Origin of the sequence: Brevundimonas sp. MEB006b, from assembly GCF_030209705.1 — a bacterium.
Taxonomy (GTDB): Bacteria; Pseudomonadota; Alphaproteobacteria; order Caulobacterales; family Caulobacteraceae; genus Brevundimonas.
The window spans coordinates 85,708-103,168 of the sequence record NZ_JARVRL010000004.1 but is presented as its reverse complement, the minus strand read 5'-3'; the positions used below and the strand labels follow the sequence as shown (position 1 = coordinate 103,168).

The 17,461-nt window shown below is 67.9% G+C and carries 19 protein-coding genes; 13 read left to right on the top strand and 6 right to left on the bottom strand.

The window, feature by feature from the left end; all coding sequences use genetic code 11:
* Window positions 1-60: 60 nt before the first annotated feature.
* The 9 genes from QRN13_RS05935 to QRN13_RS05895 all read left to right on the top strand — a co-directional run bounded on the left by QRN13_RS05935 (window position 61) and on the right by QRN13_RS05895 (window position 9,413).
* Window positions 61-1,596 (top strand): Do family serine endopeptidase, encoded by a 1,536-nt coding sequence (locus tag QRN13_RS05935; protein WP_284877212.1) that lies wholly within the window; start codon window positions 61-63, stop codon window positions 1,594-1,596.
* 84 nt (window positions 1,597-1,680) lie between these two features.
* Window positions 1,681-2,352, top strand: a complete 672-nt coding sequence (locus tag QRN13_RS05930; RefSeq protein ID WP_017504381.1) for a response regulator transcription factor — start codon at window positions 1,681-1,683, stop codon at window positions 2,350-2,352.
* Between the two features lie 74 nt (window positions 2,353-2,426).
* On the top strand, window positions 2,427-2,831 hold the full coding sequence (locus QRN13_RS05925) for an endonuclease domain-containing protein (protein WP_174086556.1): 405 nt from the start codon (window positions 2,427-2,429) through the stop codon (window positions 2,829-2,831).
* Window positions 2,832-2,834: 3 nt separating this feature from the next.
* On the top strand, window positions 2,835-4,262 hold the full coding sequence (locus tag QRN13_RS05920; protein WP_284877211.1) for a sensor histidine kinase: 1,428 nt from the start codon (window positions 2,835-2,837) through the stop codon (window positions 4,260-4,262).
* 4 nt (window positions 4,263-4,266) lie between these two features.
* Complete coding sequence (locus QRN13_RS05915) at window positions 4,267-7,191, top strand: bifunctional [glutamine synthetase] adenylyltransferase/[glutamine synthetase]-adenylyl-L-tyrosine phosphorylase (RefSeq protein ID WP_284877210.1); 2,925 nt, start codon at window positions 4,267-4,269, stop codon at window positions 7,189-7,191.
* Window positions 7,192-7,238: 47 nt separating this feature from the next.
* A complete protein-coding gene (locus tag QRN13_RS05910) occupies window positions 7,239-7,868 on the top strand; it encodes an EF-hand domain-containing protein (protein WP_284877209.1) in 630 nt (209 codons plus the stop codon).
* 65 nt (window positions 7,869-7,933) lie between these two features.
* Window positions 7,934-8,506, top strand: a complete 573-nt coding sequence (locus tag QRN13_RS05905; protein ID WP_284877208.1) for an RNA polymerase sigma factor — start codon at window positions 7,934-7,936, stop codon at window positions 8,504-8,506.
* Window positions 8,503-8,904, top strand: a complete 402-nt coding sequence (locus QRN13_RS05900; protein ID WP_112863530.1) for a hypothetical protein — start codon at window positions 8,503-8,505, stop codon at window positions 8,902-8,904. Before QRN13_RS05905 ends, QRN13_RS05900 begins: the two co-directional genes overlap by 4 nt.
* The gene (locus QRN13_RS05895) at window positions 8,901-9,413 is read left to right on the top strand and encodes a periplasmic heavy metal sensor (RefSeq protein ID WP_284877207.1); all 513 of its coding nucleotides are present in this window, start codon (window positions 8,901-8,903) and stop codon (window positions 9,411-9,413) included. Before QRN13_RS05900 ends, QRN13_RS05895 begins: the two co-directional genes overlap by 4 nt.
* Window positions 9,414-9,427: 14 nt before the next feature.
* On the opposite strand, the gene QRN13_RS05890 is transcribed toward QRN13_RS05895, so the two are convergent.
* Window positions 9,428-10,108 (bottom strand): bifunctional 4-hydroxy-2-oxoglutarate aldolase/2-dehydro-3-deoxy-phosphogluconate aldolase, encoded by a 681-nt coding sequence (locus QRN13_RS05890; protein WP_055752818.1) that lies wholly within the window; start codon window positions 10,106-10,108, stop codon window positions 9,428-9,430.
* A 148-nt stretch (window positions 10,109-10,256) separates the two neighbouring features.
* Here QRN13_RS05890 and QRN13_RS05885 point away from each other — a divergent pair, with 148 nt between their 5' ends.
* Window positions 10,257-10,613, top strand: a complete 357-nt coding sequence (locus QRN13_RS05885) for a hypothetical protein (RefSeq protein WP_284877206.1) — start codon at window positions 10,257-10,259, stop codon at window positions 10,611-10,613.
* 101 nt (window positions 10,614-10,714) lie between these two features.
* On the opposite strand, the gene QRN13_RS05880 is transcribed toward QRN13_RS05885, so the two are convergent.
* Entirely contained in the window at window positions 10,715-11,581 is an 867-nt protein-coding gene (locus QRN13_RS05880) for an alpha/beta hydrolase (RefSeq protein WP_284877205.1), read from the bottom strand.
* Between QRN13_RS05880 and QRN13_RS05875 the strand changes: the two genes are divergently transcribed.
* Window positions 11,568-11,825, top strand: coding sequence for an Lrp/AsnC ligand binding domain-containing protein (locus QRN13_RS05875; RefSeq protein WP_039244189.1), 258 nt, complete (start codon window positions 11,568-11,570; stop codon window positions 11,823-11,825). The genes QRN13_RS05880 and QRN13_RS05875 overlap by 14 nt on opposite strands.
* Here QRN13_RS05875 and QRN13_RS05870 read toward each other — a convergent pair.
* A complete protein-coding gene (locus QRN13_RS05870) occupies window positions 11,822-12,325 on the bottom strand; it encodes a hypothetical protein (RefSeq protein WP_045811869.1) in 504 nt (167 codons plus the stop codon). The two genes, QRN13_RS05875 and QRN13_RS05870, sit on opposite strands and share 4 nt — an antisense overlap.
* Before the next feature lie 114 nt (window positions 12,326-12,439).
* Here QRN13_RS05870 and hmgA point away from each other — a divergent pair, with 114 nt between their 5' ends.
* Together hmgA and QRN13_RS05860 are read left to right on the top strand one after the other, a co-directional pair.
* Window positions 12,440-13,735 (top strand): homogentisate 1,2-dioxygenase, encoded by a 1,296-nt coding sequence (gene hmgA / locus QRN13_RS05865; protein WP_284877204.1) that lies wholly within the window; start codon window positions 12,440-12,442, stop codon window positions 13,733-13,735.
* Window positions 13,732-14,094, top strand: coding sequence for a hypothetical protein (locus tag QRN13_RS05860; protein WP_055803365.1), 363 nt, complete (start codon window positions 13,732-13,734; stop codon window positions 14,092-14,094). The genes hmgA and QRN13_RS05860 overlap by 4 nt, the downstream gene beginning before the upstream one ends.
* An 80-nt stretch (window positions 14,095-14,174) precedes the next feature.
* Here the strand turns inward: QRN13_RS05860 and QRN13_RS05855 are convergent, their stop codons facing one another.
* The 3 genes from QRN13_RS05855 to edd form a co-directional block, all read right to left on the bottom strand.
* Window positions 14,175-14,480, bottom strand: a complete 306-nt coding sequence (locus QRN13_RS05855; RefSeq protein WP_055752822.1) for a hypothetical protein — start codon at window positions 14,478-14,480, stop codon at window positions 14,175-14,177.
* An 89-nt stretch (window positions 14,481-14,569) separates the two neighbouring features.
* On the bottom strand, window positions 14,570-15,541 hold the full coding sequence (gene glk / locus QRN13_RS05850; RefSeq protein WP_284877203.1) for a glucokinase: 972 nt from the start codon (window positions 15,539-15,541) through the stop codon (window positions 14,570-14,572).
* Between the two features lie 30 nt (window positions 15,542-15,571).
* Window positions 15,572-17,461, bottom strand: coding sequence for a phosphogluconate dehydratase (gene edd, locus QRN13_RS05845; protein ID WP_284877202.1), 1,890 nt, complete (start codon window positions 17,459-17,461; stop codon window positions 15,572-15,574).

The following is a 17,461-nucleotide window of genomic DNA, read 5'->3' as shown; positions in this document are numbered from 1 at the left end:
TATATCAATCGCGAAACCGGCGCCCGTCTGGCGCTGGACAAGAGGATCGCAAGGACCACGATGCTGAAGCGCAAGGAGTTCATTCTCGGGGCCGCGGCCGGCCTGACCCTGGCGGCGGCGGCGACCGCCGGCGGCGTCATCAACTGGCCCGGCGCGCACGCGGAACCGCAGGCGGTGAACCGGATCACCCCGGTCCCGGCCAACGGCGACGCCTTCACGCCTCCGCCGGGCGCGCCGAGCAGCTTCGCGACCATCTTCGACCAGGTCTCGCCCGCCGTCGTTCAGATCGACGTGACGGTCAAGGTGGACCAGCCCCAGGGCGGCGCCTTCCAGATCCCCGGCCTGCCGTTCCAGTTCGTGCCGCCGCAAGGTCGTGGCGGTCAGGGCAATGATGAGCCGCAGACGACCCAAGGCGCCGGTTCGGGCTTCTTCATCTCGCAGGACGGCTTCATCGTCACCAACAACCACGTCGTCGCCGACGCGACCGAGATCAAGGTCAAGATGTCGGACGGTCGCGAGCTGCCGGCCCGCCTGATCGGCCGCGATCCCGGCACCGACCTGGCGGTGATCAAGGTCGAGGGCAACGACTTCAAATACGTCAGCTTCGAAGAAACGGCCGAGCCGCGGGTGGGCGACTGGGTCATCGCCATCGGCAACCCCTTCGGCCTGGGCGGCACCGCCACGGCGGGCATCGTCTCGGCCAAGGCCCGCGACATCGATCCGTCGGGCTACAACGACTACATCCAGATCGACGCCGCCATCAACAGGGGCAACTCGGGCGGTCCGACCTTCGACATCCACGGCCGCGTCATCGGCGTGAACTCGGCCATCTATTCGCCCACGGGCGGCTCGGTCGGCATCGGCTTCGCCATTCCGGCGGAGACAGCGAAAAACGTCACCACGCGCCTGATGCAGGGCCAGTCAATAGAGCGCGGCTACGTCGGCGTGGCGATTCAGGACATTCCAAAAGGGGCCGTCGAGGCGCTGGCGCTTCCAGCCAACACCAAAGGCGCCTACGTCGGAGAGGTTACGCCTGATGGTCCTGCACAGAAGGCGGGTGTCCAGGTCGGTGATGTTGTGGTGCAGGTCAACGGTCGCGACATTGATGGTTCGACCGAGTTGCGTCGCATGGTCGCCGCTACCGAAGCAGGACAGAGCGTACGCTTCACCGTCATCCGTGACGGGCGTCGCCAGGAGATCAATATCCGCGCGGCGAAGCGACCTTCTGAAGAAGAATTAGCTGCATCGTCCGGCGGAAATGACGAAGCTCCTGTCCCAGGATTTTCGTCAGGAGCGACGGTCGAAGGGATGAAGGTGTCGCCATTGAATGCAGCGGCGCGTCAACGTTTCGGTCTCGCGGATGATGTGCAGGGCGTCGTCGTGACCGAAACTGTGCCTGGTTCGAAGGCCGCTCAGTTGGGCATTCCCGTCGGGTCGATCATTCAGCGCGCCAACAATCAGGTGGTCACGTCGCCTGCCGATTTGGAGCGCGCCATTGCGGCAGCCCGTGCGGCGGGTCGCCCGGGTGTGTTGCTCATGGTTCGTAGCCAAAGAGGCGGCGCGATTTCGGTCGTGCTGGAGTTGCCGCGCAACTGATCGGCATTCTGACCAAGCCTTAACTCGTCAATCGCCGCCGATGCGCTACCATCGGCGGCGATTTTGATTCCGGGAGGGGTTTCGATGCGGATTCTGGTGGTCGAGGATGACGCCGAGGCGGCGACCGCCATGGTGCGGGGCCTGTCCGAAGCCGGACATGAGGTCACCCACGCCGTGGACGGCGCCTTTGGCCTGCTGGAGTCGCAAAAGGGCGGCTACGACGTCTATGTGGTGGACCGGATGATGCCGCGCCTGGACGGCGTCGGCATGGTCGAGACGGTGCGCAAGGGCGGCGATCAGACGCCGGTCCTGTTCCTGTCGGCCTTGGGCGAGGTCGAGGACCGGGTCACGGGCTTGAAGGCCGGCGCCGATGACTATCTGGTCAAGCCCTACGCCTTCGCCGAACTGATCGCGCGGGTCGAGGCCTTGGCTCGCCGTCGTGAGACCGGCGGGGTGCAGACCGTGCTCAAGGTCGGCGATCTGGAAATGAACCTGATCGGCCGCACCGTGCATCGCGGAACGACCGAGATCGATCTTCAGCCGCGCGAGTTCCAGCTGCTGGAGTTCCTGATGCGCCACGCCGGCCAGTCGGTGACGCGCACCATGCTGCTGGAAAAGGTCTGGGAATACCATTTCGACCCCCAGACCAACGTCATCGACGTCCACATCAGCCGCCTGCGCTCCAAGATCGACAAGGGCTTCGACCGCGCCATGCTGCAGACCGTGCGCGGGGCCGGGTATCGGTTGGAGGCCTAAGCGGCGCACGGAATTCTCCCTCCCCCTCGGGGGAGGGTGGCCGCTTAGCGGCCGGGTGGGGAGGGCAAGGCGACATGGCGATCATCGCTAAAGCCCGCGCGATGCGTAAGGCGCTCACCCCATCGGAAGCGCGTCTTTGGGTCGCTTTACGCGAACTCAGACGCGACGATTTGCATTTTCGCCGACAGGCTCCCTTGCGCGGCTACTACCTCGACTTCTTTTGTTGGTCTCGGGGTGTGATTGTGGAAGTCGATGGCGGCTCTCATCTCAGTGAAGATCGCATGCGGCAGGATCGTGTGCGCGATGCTGTTTTGGCCAGGGAAGGGCTCCTGACCTTGAGGTATGACAATCTCATGGTGCGAGATCAGTTGGCTCACGTCGTCGAAGATGTGCGCGCGCGTTGCCTTGCCCGCCCCACCCGGTCACCGCTGCGCGGCGACCACCCTCCCCCGCGGGGAGAGGGAGAAGATATCTCCTGAGTCATGCGCCTTCCCTCCCTCCTTCGCCGCACGCCTTTCCGGCTGACACTGCTCTTCCTGGCGCTGTTCGTGGCGGCGGCGGGGGCGATCCTGGCCTATGTTTATTTCGCCTCGGCTTCGGAGGCCCAAGGTCGGGCCAAGGCGGATGTGGAGATCGAGCTGGGCGCCCTGACAGCGATCCACCGCACGCGCGGCATCGATGCCCTGAACCAGGCCTTGGTCGAACGCTCCATCCGGGGCGGGCCGTATCTGTATTTGCTGACCGACAAGGCCGGAAAGACGATCACCGGCAACATCACCGAATCCCCGATCGACATCGACCTCAGCCTGCCGGCCGGCGCCAGCGACTGGGAGACCTTCCGCCTGACTGACACGGACGCCCAGGGCAAGGTCCAGCGCCGTCGCTCCATCGGGGTGATCACCACCCTGGCCGGCGGCGAACATTTGTTCGTCGGTCAGGACATCGGCGACATCGAAGCCTATCTGGCGCGTCTGACCCAGGCCCTGTGGGGCGCCATGGCCCTGGTCATGCTGCTGGGCCTTGCGGGCGGTCTCTACATCAGCCGGCGGGTCGAAAACGCCATGGCCGGGCTGAACCGCGTCGTTCAGTCGGTGCAGGACGGCGACCTCAAGGTCCGTGCGCCCGTACGCCACACCGGCGACGAACTGGACGAGCTGGGCCAGGGGCTGAACACCATGCTGGATCGGCTGGAGGCGTCCATGGCCTCGATCCGCCACGCCGGTGACGCCATCGCCCACGACCTGCGCTCGCCCCTGACGCGGATGCGGGCCAAGCTGGAGGTGGCCTTGATCGATGCCGAAGCCGGCAAGATCGACGGGGTCGACGCCCTGGGCATCGCCCTGGATGAGGCCGACCATCTGCTGAAGACGTTCAACACCGTCCTGGCCATCGCGCGGTTGCAAGCGGGCGGGGCGCCGGATCCAAAGGTGATGGACGCCGCCGATCTGGCCGCCGACATGGCCGAGCTTTACGAGCCGGCGGCCGAGGACAAGGACATCGACTTTTCTTCTGAAGTCGAGCGCGGCCTGATGATCGAAGGCAACCAGCCCTTCCTGGCCCAGGCCCTGGCCAATCTGATCGACAACGCCATCAAATACACCCCGGCCGGCGGGGCGGTGAAGCTGCGCGCGCGCCGGCGCTCGTCGGGCGAGATCGAATATTCCGTCACCGACACCGGGCCGGGCGTGCCGGAAGAGGACCGCGAGCGGGTGGTCCAGCGGTTCGTGCGCCTTGACAACAGCCGCACCGAACCCGGATCGGGCCTGGGGCTTTCATTGGTCACCGCCGTCGCCGAGGCGCACGGCGGTCGGGTGGTGCTGGACGAAGGTCCAGGCGCCTACGGCGACTTCGGACCGGGCTTGCGGGCGGCGCTGGTGCTGCCGCCGGCCTCGACCGGGATGAGCGGATGATCTGATGGCCCATCCAGAAACCTCGATCCCGCTGGCCTACGGCCTCACGCCCGCCGGTCCGGTCACAAACATCGCCGCCGCCGACCGCCTGCACGAAAGCCTGACCGAAGCCGCTGACGCCGACGGCTGGCGCGAGACTCTGGACGCCGCTTGGCCCTCTCTGGAGCCTGTCGCCGGCGCCTCGCCCTATCTCGCCGGTCTGATGCGGCGTCGCCCCGCCCATCTGCGAAGCCTGCTGGAAGCCGATCCAGCCGAGGCGCTGGAGCGGATCATTCGCGACACGGACGCGCTGGACGCCGAACCGGACGCGGTGCGCGCCCCGCTACGCGTGCTGAAGGCCGACTTGCACCTGCTGACCGCCCTGGCCGATCTGGGCGGCGTTTGGGATTTGGACCAGGTCACCGACGCCCTGTCCCTGTTCGCCGACGCCTCTTGCCGGGCCGCCCTGCGCGCGGTCGCCGCCGAACAGAGGGCGCGCGGCCGGCTGATCTCGCCGCCCGGCGATCCGCGCGGCCCTATTCCCGGCCTGTTCGGCCTGGCCATGGGCAAACATGGCGCCAACGAACTGAATTATTCGTCCGACATCGACATCTCGCTCTTCTTCGAGCCGCGCCTGATGGGCCTGGCCCTGCGCGAGGGCGAGGAAATGCAGGACTTCGCCAATCGTGTCGGCAAGGGGATCGCCACCCTGCTGACCGAGCGGACGGGCGACGGCTATGTCTTCCGCGTCGATCTGCGGCTGCGGCCGGACCCGTCCTCGACCCCGCCGGTCGTCGCGGGGCCGATGGCCCTGGCCTACTATGAGAGCGTCGGCCAGAACTGGGAGCGGGCGGCCTTCATCAAGGCGCGGCCGGTGCTGGGCGACATGCGCGCGGCGGGCCGGTTCCTGAAGGCCATGATCCCTTTCATCTGGCGGCGCAGCCTGGATTACGCGGCCGTCCTCGACATCCAGTCGATCAAGAAACAGATTCACGTCCACAAGACGGGCGAGGGACTGCAGGCCGCCGGGGCCAATCTGAAGCTGGGTCGCGGCGGCATCCGCGAGATCGAATTCTACGCCCAGACCCAGCAGCTGATCCTGGGCGGCCGCGATCCGGCTTTGCGCAAACAGCGCACGCTGGAGGCGTTGAAGGCCCTGGCCGACGCGCGCCATGTGCCCCAAGCGGTCTGCGAGGAACTGTCCACCGCCTATGTCGAGCTACGCGGGCTGGAGCACCGCGTGCAGATGCTCGACGACGAGCAGACCCATCGCCTGCCCGAGGACGCCGAACGCCGCGCCGCCGTCGCCGCCCTGGCCGGTTCGAACGACCTGGCCGCCTTCGACGGCCAGGTCGAGGCCCTGCTGGGGCAGGTCAACGTCCGGTATGGCGAACTGTTCGAGGGCGGCGAAGATCTGGACTCCAGCTACGGCAGCCTGGTCTTCACCGGGGTTGAGAACGATCCCGAGACGCTGGAAACCCTGCGTCGCATGGGCTTTTCCGAGGCGCCCTCTGTCGCCGACACAATCCGCAGCTGGCATCACGGCCGCATTCCTGCGACGCGCACGGCGCGGGGCCGCGAACTGTTCACCCGCCTGGCGCCGCGCCTGCTGGAGGCCCTGGCCCGGTCCGGTGCGCCGGACGAGGCGTTCCGGCGTTTCGCGGTCTTCTTCTCCGGCCTGGCGGCGGGCGTGCAGGTCCAGGCCCTGTTCCTGAACCAGCCCAAACTGTTCGAGATGGTGCTGGGCGTCATGGCCTTCGCACCGCGTCTGGCGCGCACCCTGGGCCGGCAACCGGCGGCGCTGGACGGCGTGCTGGACGCCCGCTTCCTGGTCGATCTGTCCGAAGAGACCGGTCTGACCGAACAGATGCTGCGCGAGGCGGGCGAGACCGAGGATTTCGAAGGGGCCATGAACGCCGTGCGCCGCCTGCATCGCGAGCAGATGTTCCGCATCGGCATCCACGCCCTGACCGGCCGGGCGGGGGCCGAGGCGGCGGGCCGCGCCTACGCCGCCCTGGCCGACGCCGCCATGCGCACCCTGTCGCCCGCCGCCTTGGCCGAGACCGAACGGCTGGGCGGCGCCTTCCCCGGCGCGGTGGCGGTGGTCGCCTTGGGCAAGGCCGGTTCGCGCGAGATGACGGCCGGATCGGACCTCGATCTGATGACCCTGTACGAGGCGCCGCCCGAGGCGACGTCCGAGATCAAGGGTTGGACCGCCGACGTCTTCTACGCCCGCTTCACCCAGCGGCTGATCGCGGCCCTGTCGGCGCATACGGCGGAAGGCGGCCTGTATGAGGTGGACATGCGCCTGCGCCCCACCGGCTCCAAGGGGCCGGTGTCGGTGCGGCTGAAGGCGTTTGACGCCTATTACGCCAAGGAGGCGGAGACCTGGGAGTTCATGGTTCTGACCCGCGCCCGCGTGGTCTGGGCCAGCGATCCCAAGTTCGGCGCCCAGGTTTCTGCCGCCATCGAGTCCGCCCTGCGTCGCCCGCGTCCCGGCGTCGATGTCGCCGCCGACATCCGAAAGATGCGTAGCCTGATGGATCGCGAGCGTCGCCCGCACGGCTTCTGGGACTTGAAGCTGTCGCCGGGCGGACAGGTGGACGCCGAGTTCGCCGCCCAATTCCGCCAGCTTCAGGCGGCCGCCATCGGCGAGCCGTTGACCCTGTCGACGCTTGAGGCCCTGCACGACGACCCGGTCCTGGCTGAGGCCTGGCGCGTGCAGCAGCGGCTGGCCCATCTTCTGGCCGCCGCCTTCGAGGGGCGGGTCGATCCGGAGGGCGAGCCCAGCGTCTTCCAGCTGCGCCTGGCCGAGGCCGCCGGCGCGCCGGACTTCGACACGCTGAAGACCGAGCTGACCGACTTGCGCGCGCGAGCGCGAAAGGCCTTCGAGCGGGCGGTGCCAGCAGGCCGCGACGGAGAATCCGCAACGCCGCGTTCAATCTCCTGACAGGGCAATGTCAAAGGACGCCAAACGCGCCCGTGGAGATGATCGAGATGAGAAACACCTTTCTGACCGGCCTGGGCGTCATCGCTCTGGCCGCCGCCGCCGGCGCCGCGACCGCACAGGTTCCACCGGCTCCCGCCGAGGGCGCTCCCGCGCCGCATCATGCGCGCGCGGATCCGAACCGCCAGATCACCCGCGCCGAGTTCGTCGATGCGCGAATCGCGCGTCTGACCGCGCTCGACACGAACCGCGACGGCGTGGTCAGCCCCGAGGAACGCGCCGCCGCGATGCAGGCGCGTCGCGCCGAACGGGCGGGCGACCGCTTCGCCAAGCTGGACGCGAACGGCGACGGCTCCATCAGCCGCGCCGAGTTCGACGCCGGCCATGCCGCACGCCCGGATCGCGGTCCGCGCGCGGAGCGTGCCGGTCATCGTGAGGGCCGTCGCGGCGGCGCGCATCGCGCCATGCGCGGACAAGGACGCGAACGCGAGCCGGTGGTGATCGCCGAAGCCTCGGCCAAGCTGGGCGAGCGTTTCGACAAGATGGACGCTGATCGCAACGGCGTGATCTCCGCCGATGAGCGCCGGGCGGTCATGTCCGCTCAACGCGCGGATCGCCAGGAACGCCGCGCGGCCCGCCAGGCGCAACAAGCCGCTTCCCCCGTCCCGGCTTCGGAGTAAGACGGTGTCGGGGTCGGCCGTCGTGAACGCACCGGTCCCTTTCGTCAGCAGCGGAAGAGGCAGGTTTGGTCGCGATCGTCGACCCCGACGAGGATCTGGTGCGGCGCGTGGGGCAGGGCGACCCGGCGGCGGCGCAGACGCTCGTCTCGCGCAAGCTGCCGCGCATCCTGTCGCTGGCCCAGCGTATGCTGGGCGATGCGGTCGAGGCCGAGGACGTGGCCCAGGAGACGATGCTCAAGGCCTGGCGTCAGGCGCCCAAATGGACGCCCGGCAAGGCCCGGTTCGACACCTGGCTGCACCGGGTCGCGCTGAACCTCTGTTACGATCGGCTGAGGCGTCGGCGCGAAATTCCGACCGACACGCCGCCGGAGCGTCCCGACGAAGGCCCGGCGCCGGATCGCGGTCTGCTGGCGGCCGAGACGGGCGTGCGGGTCACGGCGGCCCTGAAACGTCTGCCGGACCGACAGCGCGAGGCCATCGTCCTGTGCCATTATCAGGAGCTGTCGAATATCGATGCAGCGGCCCTGATGGAGATCAGCGTCGAGGCGCTGGAGAGTTTGTTGTCGCGCGGTCGTCGCGCATTGCGTCTGGCCCTTTCGGACATCGGTCCGGGGTCGATTAGAGGAGAAGGACGATGAAGGCGGAACGGTTGCACGAACTGGCGGATGCCTATGGCGCCGACCTGCGTCGGTGGCCCGCGTCCGAGCGCGCCTTCGCCGAAAGCCTGATCGCCGCCGATCCGTCGCTGAAGGCGGTGCTGGATCAGGCGGCCGCGCTGGACGCTCTGCTCGACGTCGCGCCCAGACCTGTCCCGTCCGCCGCCCTGACCGCGCGCATCCTTGCGGCTGCGCCCCGGGCGAAAAGCCGTCTGGGTAAGGCGATCTGGTACCTCGGCGCCGGTTGGGCCGCCGCGGCCTGTGCGGGCGTGGTCGCCGGCGTGGGCCTGACCACCCATCTGACCGCCGACGCGCGCGCCGATGCGGTGCTTTACCAATCCTCGCTGACGGGCGTGGATGACACGGAACTGTTGGGATGACGTCCAAGAGCCTGAAGATCGCCCTGGCCGTCTCGGTGGCCCTGAACTTGTTCGCCGTGGCGGGCGGGGTCACCTATGTCGTCAATCGCGACCGGATCGAACGCCGGATAGAGGACCAACGCCGCCCGGGGCGCGAGGGACCGCTGGCCGAGGTGCTGGCCGATCTGGATCCGGCCGTACGCCAGCGCGTGCGCACCGCGCTGCGAGAATCGGCCCTGGCGGCGCGTCCTGATTTCGAGGCGGCCCGCGCCGCCCGACGAGAAGCCATCGACATCGCCGGTCAGCCGACCCTGGACGCGACCCGGGTCGAAAGCCTGCTGGAACAGTCCAGAGCCGCCGAGATGCGGGGCCGCACGCGCCTGGAAAACGGTGCGGTCGCGGTGCTGGCGACGCTGACGCCCGAGGAGCGCAAGGCCCTGGCCCCGATCCTTCAGCGTAAGGGCGCCGCCCGTCGCGCCGCAGCCCACGGGCCGGATCACCGTCAGCCGGACGACCGCGCGCCACGCTGACGGCGCTTGAGCGCTCAGCCCTTCTTGGACGCGCGGAACGCGGCGACGGCGTTCACCGCCGAGCGCACCGACGCCTCGATGGCGGCCCAGTCGCCCGACTTCACGGCGTCATCGGTCACCAGTTTGGAGCCCATACCCGCCGCGACGATGCCCGCGCCGAACCATTTGGCGATCGACGCCTCGTCCGGATCGACGCCGCCCGTAGGCATGATCTTGACCCAGGGCATCGGACCCTTGACCGCCTTGACGAAGTCCGGTCCGCCGACCGACGAGCCGGGGAACAGTTTGACGATGTCGCAGCCCAGCTCGTGCGCCTCGCCGATATCGGTCACCGACCCGCAGCCGGGGAAATAGGCGACCATGCGCCGATTGCAGACCTTGGCCACGTCGGGGATCAGGCAGGGGCTGACCACGAACCGGGCGCCCCGGTTCAGGTAAAGCGAGGCCGTCCCCGCATCGACGACCGAACCGATGCCCAGGACGACGTTGGGGTCGGTCTTGATCAGTTCGCGATTGATCTCGCCGAACAGGTCGCAGGCGAAGTCGCCGCGATTGGTGAACTCGACCACCGGCGCCCCACCACGCGCGCAGGCGCGAATGACGTTCAGGCTGACCTCGGCATCGGGGTGATAGAAGACCGGGCACACGCCCTGGGTCTGAAGCGCCTGAAGCACGCTGACGCGATCATGGGCCATGGACGGGTTCCTCTGCGATAGGTTCGCGTCCGACCTCCGCTGTCGCGAACGCAAGGTCAAGTCAAACCGCGTTAGCGCGGGCGTTCTCTTGACGGCGTGTGACGAAAGGCGGACCGTCGTTCGCTCAATCCCCTCTTGGAGAAGCGGGATGTTCGCCGCCCTCGCCGTCGTCGCCCTTCTGACCGTTCAGGACCCGCCGCCCGCCGCCGACATGGACGGCGCCTGGTCCGTCGATCTGGCGACCGATCCGGCCCAGCCCTATCGCCAACCCATGAACCTGACGCTCCAGCCCGACGGCGTCGTGACGGGCGACTTCTACAACAGCCGCATCGAGGCGGGCCGATGGAAGCGCCAGCACGGCCGGCTGTGCGTCTCGTTCCGCACCACCGACGGCGCAGGCCCCTATCACACGGCGGCCTGCCTAGCGGGCGAACATGTCGAGGGTCAGACCTGGGCCGAACACCGCAACTTCGTCTTCATCTGGCACGCCGACCGCCCCTCTTGAAGCCTCGCCGCTCAAGCCCATCTGTCAGATAGGGGAGCGGGGGATTTCATACGAATTAGACGAATTAGACTCTATTTTTCGCAGCCGGGGCTGATCGACCCTCAGCGTCGATGGGCCAGGTCGGCCAGCCGCCTGACCAGGGTGCTCTCCGCATCGAACAGCGGATCCAGAACCGTGAAATGGTTCAGGTCGGGCAGGGGCTCGAATCGCGTCTCGGCCCCGGCGTCGCCCCAGCGTGCGGCCATGGCGCGGCTTTGATCCACGAAGGCCTCGCTTTCCGTACCGCCGACGATGCAGTCCAGAACCGCGCCGACCGGCGCCGGCCAGTGGATCGGCGACAGGGCCTGGGCCTCGGCCGTATTCAGATCCAGGGCGACGTTGAGCGAGGTGGGGATCAGCGGCTCCAGATCGAACACGCCCGATATGGCGACAGCCGCCGAGGCCCGCCCGTCCGCCAGCAGGCAGGCCGCCATATGCCCGCCTGCCGAATGGCCGCTGACGACCGGCGCATCGCCGGTTCGGCCGCGGATCAGGTCGACCGCCGCCCGCGCCTGATCGACGATCCGGCCCAGCCGCACGCTGGGCGCCAGATCATAGGTCGGGATGGCGACGCTGACGCCCTGGGCCAGCAGGGGCGGAGCCACGAAGCTGAACCAGCTCGCATCCAGCGCCTGCCAGTATCCGCCGTGCAGGAAGACCACGACCGGCGCGCCGTCCCCGGCGTCGAACCAGTCGATCCGCTCGCGCTCGCCTGGGCCGTATTTCAGGAATTGGGGCGGATGGGCGGCGCGGGCGGTCTCCGATCCCGCCTTCCAGCGCGCCATTACGGCGGGATGGTCGGGCACCAGGGCGCGGTTGTTGTATTGCGCCTCCAGCACGGCGTCTGTGTCTTGCGGCTTACCCGTCACGTCTTCGTCCGCTAGAAGCGCCCTCGAACCAGAGGACTGATCCGCCATGATGACCGCCATCTTCGTCTTCATCAAATGCGAGCTGGGCTACGCCAACGATGTGGCGGCCGACATCGTGGACAATGTCGAGAACGTCTCGGAGGTCTATTCCACCTCGGGCCAGCACGACTTGCTGGCCAAGTTCAACCTGCCGCGCGACGCCGACATCGGCACCTTCGTGACGAAACAGGTCCAGACGCGGCCGCACGTGCGCGACACCTTCACCGTCATCACCTTCTCGCCCTTCCTGCCGAGCAAAGGCTAGGGCGCGGCCTTTCGCCTGACCTTGTCCTTGCGGTCCTCGGCCTCGTCGTCGTCGCCGACCTTTTCCTCGACCGTGGCCGACAGGCGCTGGAAGACGCCCAGGCCCACCAGCACCAGCACCGAGGCGATCAGAAGGGCGGTGGGATAGAGCAGCTGCGCCACGTCCTCGCGCGCCGTCTTGAACACCACGACCAGCGCCTCGAGGAACAGGGCGATGACGATGGTCGATAGGAACTTGGTCAGGCTGCGCCGGGCCTCGGCCGCGCTGCGCTTTTCGTTGCCGCGTCGAACCTCGTCCTCGAAGATGTATTTGGCCACGTCGAAGACGGCGATGGCGACGATGACATAGCCCAGCACGTCCAGAACCGCGTCGGCGCCGGACTTGTCGGGCGAGCCGATGCCGTGCAGCGCATCCTTCACCCCGAACCCGATCAGGGCCATGGCCGCCAGCAACAGCAGCAGGCTGGCGAAGGCGAACACCGCCCGGGTCAGATAGGTCATGGAATCCCTCCGCGAGGCCACAGCAACGCGCCAACCGCCAAGCTGTTGCCTGACGGGCAAAGGGTGACGCTGGCGCCGGGGACGGCTAAACGAGGGAGCATAGGGAGACACGACATGACGCGATCCAACGCGCCCGCCTACATGACCGGTTTCGGCAATCATTTCGCGACCGAGGCCGCGCCCGGCGCCCTGCCGGTGGGTCGCAACTCGCCGCAGAAGACGCCGATGGGCCTGTATGCCGAACAGCTGTCCGGCACCGCCTTCACCGCCCCGCGGGCCGAGAACCGGCGCAGCTGGCTCTATCGCCTGCGTCCGTCAGCCCAACATGGGCCTTACACCCCCTTCGATCAGGGGCGGGTCCGCTCCGGTCCGTTTGACGAGACGCCGCCCAATCCCAACCGGATGCGCTGGGATCCGCTGCCGATGCCGCAGGCTGCGACCGACTGGGTCGAGGGGCTGACGACCTATGGCGGCAACGGCGAGCCGGACGGCGGGGCCGGGGCGGGCATTCACCTGTATGTCGCCAACCGATCGATGACCGACCGGGTCTTCTATGACGCCGACGGCGAACTGCTGATCGTGCCACAGGAAGGCGACCATCGCTTCGTCACCGAGTTCGGCGTCATCGAGGCCCAGCCCGGTCACATCGTCCTGATCCCGCGCGGCGTACGCTTCCGCGTCGAGGTTGAGGGGCCGGTGCGCGGCTATGTCTGCGAGAACTACGGCAGTCCGTTCCGCCTGCCGGATCTCGGACCCATCGGCTCGAACGGCCTGGCCAATCCGCGCGACTTCGAAACGCCGGTCGCGGCCTATGAGGACGTGGATCGCCCGACCGAATGCGTCCAGAAATACGGCGGCCGCCTGTGGGCCACGACCTTCGATCACAGCCCGCTGGACGTCGTCGCCTGGCACGGCAATCTGGCCCCCTGCCGCTATGACACGGCGCGGTTCAACACGATCAACACCGTCAGCTACGACCACCCCGATCCGTCGATCTTCACCGTCCTGACCAGTCCGTCCGAGACGCTGGGGACCGCCAACATCGACTTCGTCATCTTCCCGCCGCGCTGGATGGTGGCCGAGGACACCTTCCGCCCGCCGTGGTTCCACCGCAACGTGATGAGCGAGTTCATGGGTTTGGTGACAGGCGCCTATGACGCCAAGGCGGGCGGATTCGCGCCAGGCGGCGCATCGCTGCACAACCGCATGAGCGGCCACGGCCCCGATCAAGCCAGCTATGACGGCGCGATCAAGGCCGAACTCAAACCCCACAAGATCGAAAACACCCTGGCCTTCATGTTCGAGACGCGCATGCCGATCCGCGTCACGAAATGGGCGTCGGAATCACCGCAGATGCAGCTCGACTACGACGACGTCTGGTCAGGCTTCACCAAAGGACAGATGTCATGATCCGCATTTCCCTCATCGCCGCCGTCGCCCTGCTGGCCGCCGCCTGCTCGCCCCAGACCACGGGAGCGGCGTCGGATGCGCCGATGCAGAGCGCCGACGCCGCGTCCTGCGCCACGCGCGGCGGCACGATGAAACAGGTCGGGCGGATGCAATCCTGGCAGTGCGTCATCAGCTATGCCGACGCCGGCAAGCGCTGCACCGACGGCGATCAGTGCCAGGGCGACTGCCGCATCGAGGGCAACAGCGGCGTGGCTCCGGGGACGGCGGCGACCGGCGTCTGCCAAGCGACCAGCGACCGTTTCGGCTGCAATACGACGGTCGAGGACGGCAAGGCCGGCCCGACCCTGTGCATCGACTGAGGTCGCAGGCACGAAAAAGCCCCCGTCGCGAACGACGGGGGCTGCTCCATCCGTAAACGGATTTAGTCGGTGGCCAGACCTTAGTGGGTCGAAGGCGTGTTGGCCGTCGTGGCGCCGCCATCAGCGTTGCCGGCTTGCTGCTCGACCATGTCGGCCTTGCGGTCGGCGTTCTTCTCGACCTGATCGGCCTGGGCGTTCAGGGCGTCGGCCTGAGCGGCGGTCGGAGCGGTCGCGGCTTGCGATTCCAGTTGGTCGGCGCGGGCTTCGCCCGTCGCTTCGATGGCGTCGGCTTGCTTTTCAGCGGCCTTGTCGGCGGCGCTTTCACCGCAGGCGGCGACGCCGGCCAGCATGAAGACCGAAGCGGCGGCGATGGCGAACTTTTTCATTTGAGGTTCCTCTCCTAGGTGGAAACTCTCAAACGCTACGGTGACGGTTCGGTTCACGCCGCCGTGAGATTTTCGTGATCGTCGTCGCGTCAGGCCTCCGACTGGGCGAAGGCGACCCGCGCAGCGCCCAGCAGGGCGGCGTGTTTATGCATGATCACCTTGGTCGGAATGTCCTGCATATACTCCTTGAACCGGCCCTTTCGCTCGAACCGCTGACGGAAGGGACTGGCCTTGATGAAGGGCAGGATGCGCGGAACGATGCCGCCGGCGATATAGACGCCGCCGCGCGCGCCGGTGGTCAGGGCGATGTCGCCGGCGACCGCGCCCAAGATGGCGCAGAAGCGGGCCAGGGTCGCGCCGCACGGGCTGTTCGGATCGGCCAGGGCCGTTGCAGTGATCTGAGCCGGATCGTCGATGTGGGTCTCGCGCCCGGCGATCTCGGCCAAGGCACGGTGCATGTTCAGCAGGCCCGGCCCGCAGATCAGACGCTCGATCGACACCCGGTCATAGCGGCGACGCAGGATGCGCAGGATTTCGTCCTCGACCGGATCGCCGGGGGGGAAGCAGGCGTGCCCGCCCTCGGACGGCATGGCCATTTCCTTGCCGGCCGCATCCCGCACCAGGGCCGAGACCCCGAAGCCTGTGCCAGGGCCGAGCACCGCGACGGTGCAGTGCGGATCGCCGTCGACCGGGCCGCCCAGACTTTCCAGCTGGTCTTCCGGCACGATGGGCGCGCCCCAGGCCAGGGCCTCGAAGTCGTTGATCAGCTTGACGGGCTTCAAGCCCAGCGTTTGAAGCTCGCTCTCCGACACCTGCCAGGGCGAGTTGGTCAGGTCGATGCCGCCGTCCGTGACCGGGCCGGCGACCGCGATCACGCCGCCGGTCGGCTTGACCTTGCAGCCGTCGATGAAGGCGGCGACGCCTTCCAGGAAGGTCGGATAGGTCTCGGCCGGGAAGCTCTCGTGATGGTCCAGCACGGGCTTGCCGTCCACCATTCGGGCCACGGCGAAGCGGGCGTTCGTGCCGCCGACATCGCCGACGAGAAGGGTCTTGTCATTCATTGGGGCGTTTCCTGCGCTCGGTTCGGTGGATCAGGCGTCCACAGTCCGATCGACGAAGTTGGGATTGGGCGGGGTGTCGTCGTTGCCGCGCGAGCCGGTCGGCAGGGCGAAACAGACCGTCGCTCCCTGCTCGGCCGTCGTGACCACATGGCGGAAGGCGCCGAACAGTTCACGGCCATAGCCCCAGGACGAACCCTCGGCGTTGGCGGCGGACCGGGCGGCCAGCGGACGGGCGGTCAGGTCGGGAACGCCGACGGTGGTCAGAACGCCAGCTTCGGCGTCCAGGCGGATGATGTCGCCGTCCTGAACATGAGCCAGCGGACCGCCGGCCAGGGCCTCGGGCGAGACGTGGATTGCGGCGGGCGTCTTGCCGCTGGCGCCCGACATGCGGCCGTCGGTGACGAAGGCGACCTTGAACCCCTTATCCTGAATGACGGACAGGGCCGGCGACAGGCTGTGCAGTTCCGGCATGCCGTTCGCCTTGGGTCCCTGGAAGCGCAGGACCACGACGACGTCGCGGAACAGCTTGCCGTCCCGGAAGGCCTGGAGCGCATCTTCCTGGGTTTCGAACACGGCGGCAGGCGCCTCGACGATGCGGTTCTCGGGTTTGACGGCGGAGATCTTGATGACCGCACGACCCAGGTCACCCTGAACCAGACGCAACCCCCCCTCCTTGTCGAAGGGATTGGACGCCGGGCGCAGGATATCGAGATCAAGACTTTCCTGGACGCCGTCGCGCCAGACGAGTTCGCCGTCCACCATCGACGGTTCCTGGAAATAGGCCTCGATTCCGCGACCCATGATGGTCGTCACGTCGGTATGGATATTGCCCGCCATCGCCAGCTCACGCGCGATGAAGGCGACGCCGCCAGCGGCTTGGAAGGCGTTCACATCCGCCGAGCCGTTGGGATAGACCCGCGCCAACAGCGGCGTGACCGATGACAGCTCGTCCATGTCGGTCCAGTCGACCAGCACGCCCGCCGCCCGCGCCATCGCGACCAGGTGGATGGCGTGATTGGTCGAGCCGCCGGTGGCCAGCAAGGCCACGATCATGTTGACGATGGACTTCTCGTCGATGACGTCGGCCATGCGGCACTCGCCGCTGCGGGCCAGTTCGACCGCCCGTTTCGCCGCCGCGGCCGTCAGGGCGTCGCGCAGGCCGGTGTCGGGATGGACGAAGGCGGTGGAGGGCATGTGCAGCCCGCCCAGCTCCATCATCATCTGATTGGAGTTGGCCGTGCCGTAGAAGGTGCAGGTGCCGGGCGAGTGATAGGAGCCGATCTCGCTTTCCAGCAGGGTCTGACGATCGACCCTGTTCTGCGCATACTCGGCGCGGACGCGCGCCTTTTCCGCATTCGGAATGCCGGACGGCATCGGTCCTGCGGGGGCGAAGACGACGGGCAGGTGGCCGAAGGCCAGGGCGCCCATGAACAGGCCCGGTACGATCTTGTCGCACACGCCCAGCATCAGGCCGGCGTCGAAGGCGTCGTGCGTCAGGGCGATGCCCGCCGACATGGCGATCAGGTCGCGGCTGAACAGCGACAGCTCCATGCCGGGACGACCCTGCGTGACGCCATCGCACATGGCGGGGGTGCCGCCGGCGACCTGGGCCGTGGCGCCGACCTCGCGCACGGCCTTGCGCACCACGTCGGGGAAGCGCTCGAACGGCTGGTGGGCCGACAGCATGTCGTTATAGGCGGTGACGATGCCGAGGTTGGGCTTGGACCCGTCCATCGCCGTCAGCTTATCGGCGATCGTCTGGCCCGCGAAGGCGTGGGCCCAGTTGGCGCAGCTCAACTTGGCGCGTCCGGCGCCGCTGTCGCGCGCGGCGTCCATGCGACGGATGTAGTCGGCGCGGGTCTCGCGGCTTTTCTCGACGATGCGGGCGGTGACGGCCGCCACGGTGGGATGAAGCGCCAT

Excerpts from the sequence above, each read along its gene's own strand:
- QRN13_RS05880 (WP_284877205.1), bottom strand. The coding sequence starts at position 11,581 with ATGGCGGTCATCATGGCGGATCAGTCCTCTGGTTCGAGGGCGCTTCTA.
- QRN13_RS05910 (WP_284877209.1), top strand. The coding sequence starts at position 7,239 with ATGAGAAACACCTTTCTGACCGGCCTGGGCGTCATCGCTCTGGCCGCC.
- QRN13_RS05935 (WP_284877212.1), top strand. The coding sequence starts at position 61 with ATGCTGAAGCGCAAGGAGTTCATTCTCGGGGCCGCGGCCGGCCTGACC.
- QRN13_RS05925 (WP_174086556.1), top strand. The coding sequence starts at position 2,427 with ATGGCGATCATCGCTAAAGCCCGCGCGATGCGTAAGGCGCTCACCCCA.
- glk (WP_284877203.1), bottom strand. The coding sequence starts at position 15,541 with ATGAATGACAAGACCCTTCTCGTCGGCGATGTCGGCGGCACGAACGCC.
- hmgA (WP_284877204.1), top strand. The coding sequence starts at position 12,440 with ATGACGCGATCCAACGCGCCCGCCTACATGACCGGTTTCGGCAATCAT.
- QRN13_RS05860 (WP_055803365.1), top strand. The coding sequence starts at position 13,732 with ATGATCCGCATTTCCCTCATCGCCGCCGTCGCCCTGCTGGCCGCCGCC.
- QRN13_RS05890 (WP_055752818.1), bottom strand. The coding sequence starts at position 10,108 with ATGGCCCATGATCGCGTCAGCGTGCTTCAGGCGCTTCAGACCCAGGGC.
- QRN13_RS05895 (WP_284877207.1), top strand. The coding sequence starts at position 8,901 with ATGACGTCCAAGAGCCTGAAGATCGCCCTGGCCGTCTCGGTGGCCCTG.
- QRN13_RS05875 (WP_039244189.1), top strand. The coding sequence starts at position 11,568 with ATGATGACCGCCATCTTCGTCTTCATCAAATGCGAGCTGGGCTACGCC.
- QRN13_RS05930 (WP_017504381.1), top strand. The coding sequence starts at position 1,681 with ATGCGGATTCTGGTGGTCGAGGATGACGCCGAGGCGGCGACCGCCATG.
- QRN13_RS05915 (WP_284877210.1), top strand. The coding sequence starts at position 4,267 with ATGGCCCATCCAGAAACCTCGATCCCGCTGGCCTACGGCCTCACGCCC.
- QRN13_RS05900 (WP_112863530.1), top strand. The coding sequence starts at position 8,503 with ATGAAGGCGGAACGGTTGCACGAACTGGCGGATGCCTATGGCGCCGAC.
- QRN13_RS05885 (WP_284877206.1), top strand. The coding sequence starts at position 10,257 with ATGTTCGCCGCCCTCGCCGTCGTCGCCCTTCTGACCGTTCAGGACCCG.
- QRN13_RS05870 (WP_045811869.1), bottom strand. The coding sequence starts at position 12,325 with ATGACCTATCTGACCCGGGCGGTGTTCGCCTTCGCCAGCCTGCTGCTG.
- QRN13_RS05920 (WP_284877211.1), top strand. The coding sequence starts at position 2,835 with ATGCGCCTTCCCTCCCTCCTTCGCCGCACGCCTTTCCGGCTGACACTG.
- edd (WP_284877202.1), bottom strand. The coding sequence starts at position 17,461 with ATGGCGCTTCATCCCACCGTGGCGGCCGTCACCGCCCGCATCGTCGAG.
- QRN13_RS05855 (WP_055752822.1), bottom strand. The coding sequence starts at position 14,480 with ATGAAAAAGTTCGCCATCGCCGCCGCTTCGGTCTTCATGCTGGCCGGC.